We start from the raw sequence: 3544 nt of genomic DNA, 5'->3' as shown, positions 1-3544 counted from the left end.
CGGAAGGTGCGGCTGGATCACCTCCTTTCTAAGGAGCTGGACCCGAGTCGGGTCCGCCCAGTGCGTCGGCGAGTGTTCGACGCTGGGTTTGCTCATGGGTGGAATATCAGCATGCAGTCACCGGTGGTGGCATTGGTTCTGGGTCGAGTACGCCTCCTTGTGGGGTTGGAATGGTCTGGTTCTGGTGTGTGCTGCTGGTGCTTGGTACACTATTGGGTCCTGGAGCAACAGGTGTTGTTCTGGTGATTGTGCCGCCTGCTGCAGGTAGCCGCACGGTCGGCCTCCTTTTTGTGGGGGTTGTGTGTGGTGATGGTGGTGGGGGTTGTTGTTTGGGAACTGCATAGTGGACGCGAGCATCTTGCTCTTGTCAGTGGTCGGCCTGCTTCTGGGTCGGGTGCTGGTGGGAGCGTGGTCAATGTGCATCACGATCATCGCCTTTGTGGTGGTGGTTGGTGTTGTCCTTGGTTTTTATGAACAACATGCCCTTTGTGGGGTAAGTGTTGAAGGGCGCATGGTGGATGCCTTGGCAGCAGGAGCCGATGAAGGACGTGGGAATCTGCGATAAGCCTGGTGGAGCTGATAACCGAGCGTTGATACCAGGATTTCCGAATGGGGAAACCCCGCATGCTGTTATGGTGTGTGACCGCCGGCTGAATGTATAGGCCGGTTGGAGGGAACGTCGGGAAGTGAAACATCTCAGTACCGACAGGAAGAGAAAACAATAGTGATTCCGTGAGTAGTGGCGAGCGAAAGCGGATGGGGCTAAACCGTGTGCGTGTGATACCTGGTAGGGGTTGCGTGTGCGGTGTTGTGGGACATGCCGTCCAGGATCTACCAGTCCTGGGAGTTGAGGTGCGGGCGTATAGACGAACACGTGATGAGTGCGTGACCGGAGAGGGTGGGAGTCCCGTAGTTGTAATGCGTTCCGCCGGCTTGTGTGTGTATCCCGAGTAGCACGAGGCTCGTGGAATCTTGTGTGAATCAGCCAGGACCACCTGGTAAGCCTGAATACTACCTGCTGACCGATAGTGGAACAGTACCGTGAGGGAATGGTGAAAAGTACCCCGGGAGGGGAGTGAAATAGTACCTGAAACCATGTGCCTACAATCCGTCAAAGCTGGTCCTTGTGGCTGGTGATGGCGTGCCTTTTGAAGAATGAGCCTGCGAGTTAGTGCTCAGTGGCGAGGTTAACCCGTGTGGGGAAGCCGTAGCGAAAGCGAGTCTGAATAGGGCGTATGAGTCGCTGGGTCTAGACCCGAAGCGGAGTGATCTACCCATGGCCAGGTTGAAGCGCGTGTAAGAGCGTGTGGAGGACCGAACCCACCTAGGTTGAAAACTGGGGGGATGAGCTGTGGGTAGGGGTGAAAGGCCAATCAAACTCTGTGATAGCTGGTTCTCCCCGAAATGCATTTAGGTGCAGCGTTGTGTGTTTCTTGCCGGAGGTAGAGCTACTGGATGGCTGATGGGCCCTACAAGGTTACTGACGTCAACTAAACTCCGAATACCGGTAAGTGAGAGCGCAGCAGTGAGACTGTGGGGGATAAGCTTCATGGTCGAGAGGGAAACAGCCCAGACCACCGGTTAAGGCCCCTAAGCGTGTGCTAAGTGGAAAAGGATGTGGAGTTGCTGAGACAACCAGGAGGTTGGCTTAGAAGCAGCCATCCTTGAAAGAGTGCGTAATAGCTCACTGGTCAAGTGATTCCGCGCCGACAATGTAGCGGGGCTCAAGCACACCGCCGAAACTGTGGCAATCAGTCCTTTGGGGCTGGTTGGGTAGGGGAGCGTCGGACACTGCTGTGAAGCGGCCGCGGAAGCGTGTCGTGGAGTGTGTTCGAGTGAGAATGCAGGCATGAGTAGCGAAAGAGCAGTGAGAAACTGCTCCGCCGAATGACCAAGGGTTCCAGGGTCAAGCTAATCTGCCCTGGGTTAGTCGGGACCTAAGGCGAGGCCGACAGGCGTAGTCGATGGACAACGGGTTGATATTCCCGTACCGGCGAAGGACCGCCCATGGTGAACTGGTGATACTAACCGCCCGAACTATGCTGGATGGCAGCTTTGCTGCCACGTGCATGGGGAGCGCGGGACCTGAACTGGGGAGCCAAGCGTATTAACAGGTGTGACGCAGGAAGGTAGCCGGGCTCAGCGATGGTTGTCTGGGTCTAAGAATGTAGCCTTCAGTCCAGGTAAATCCGGGCTGTGTGTTGGTGAGATTTGACGGGCTCCCACGTTGGTGGGAGATCCGGTGATCCTATGCTGCCGAGAAAAGCATCGACGCGAGGTCCGAGCCGCCCGTACCCGAAACCGACACAGGTGGTCAGGTAGAGAATACCAAGGCGTTCGAGAGAATCACGGTTAAGGAACTCGGCAAAATGCCCCCGTAACTTCGGGAGAAGGGGGGCCTCGGTGGTGATCCGTCCTTGCGACGGGGAGCTGTTCGGGGCCGCAGAGACCAGGGGGGTCCGACTGTTTACTAAAAACACAGGTCCGTGCGAAGTCGTAAGACGATGTATACGGACTGACTCCTGCCCGGTGCCGGAAGGTTAAGAGGACGAGTTAGTCACTTTGTGTGGCGAAGCTCAGAATTTAAGCCCCGGTAAACGGCGGTGGTAACTATAACCATCCTAAGGTAGCGAAATTCCTTGTCGGGTAAGTTCCGACCTGCACGAATGGAGCAACGAGACCCCCGCTGTCTCAACCGTGAACTCGGCGAAATTGCACTACGAGTAAAGATGCTCGTTACGCGCAGCAGGACGGAAAGACCCCGAGACCTTTACTATAGCTTGGTATTGGTGTTTGAAATCACTTGTGTAGGATAGGTGGGAGACTGTGATGCGGTCACGCTAGTGATCGTGGAGTCGTCGTTGAAATACCACTCTGGTGTTTTTAGGCATCTAACTTCGGGCCCTGATCGGGTCCAGGGACAGTGCCTGGTGGGTAGTTTAACTGGGGCGGTTGCCTCCCAAAGAGTAACGGAGGCGCCCAAAGGTTCCCTCAGCCTGGTTGGCAATCAGGTGTTGAGTGTAAGTGCACAAGGGAGCTTGACTGTGAGACTGGCAGGTCGAGCAGGAACGAAAGTTGGGACTAGTGATCCGGCGGCACCGTGTGGAAGGGCCGTCGCTCAACGGATAAAAGGTACCTCGGGGATAACAGGCTGATCCTCCCCAAGAGTTCATATCGACGGGATGGTTTGGCACCTCGATGTCGGCTCGTCTCATCCTGGGGCTGGAGTTGGTCCCAAGGGTTGGGCTGTTCGCCCATTAAAGAGGCACGCGAGCTGGGTTTAGAACGTCGTGAGACAGTTCGGTCCCTATCCGCTGCGCGCGTTGGAGATTTGAGAAGGTCTGTCCTTAGTACGAGAGGACCGGGACGGACGAACCTCTGGTGTGTCAGTTGTACTGCCAAGTGCACCGCTGATTAGCTACGTTCGGGATGGATAACCGCTGAAAGCATCTAAGCGGGAAGCCGGCTTCGAGATGAGATCTCCGTCACCATCAAGGTGTGAAGGCTCCCAGCTAGACCACTGGGTTGATAGGCCGGATGTGGA

At 56.0% G+C, this 3544-nt stretch carries 1 rRNA gene; it reads left to right on the top strand.

Going from position 1 to position 3544, the window contains the following annotated elements:
* Positions 1-491: 491 nt before the first annotated feature.
* A 23S ribosomal RNA gene (locus tag ABD652_RS13920) occupies positions 492-3544 on the top strand; the annotation flags it as partial.

The sequence above is a fragment of the Nesterenkonia halobia genome, assembly GCF_039536005.1.
GTDB lineage: Bacteria > Actinomycetota > Actinomycetes > Actinomycetales > Micrococcaceae > Nesterenkonia > Nesterenkonia halobia.
The sequence above is the reverse complement of the archived record's forward strand: the minus strand, read 5'-3'. Positions and strand labels throughout refer to the sequence as shown.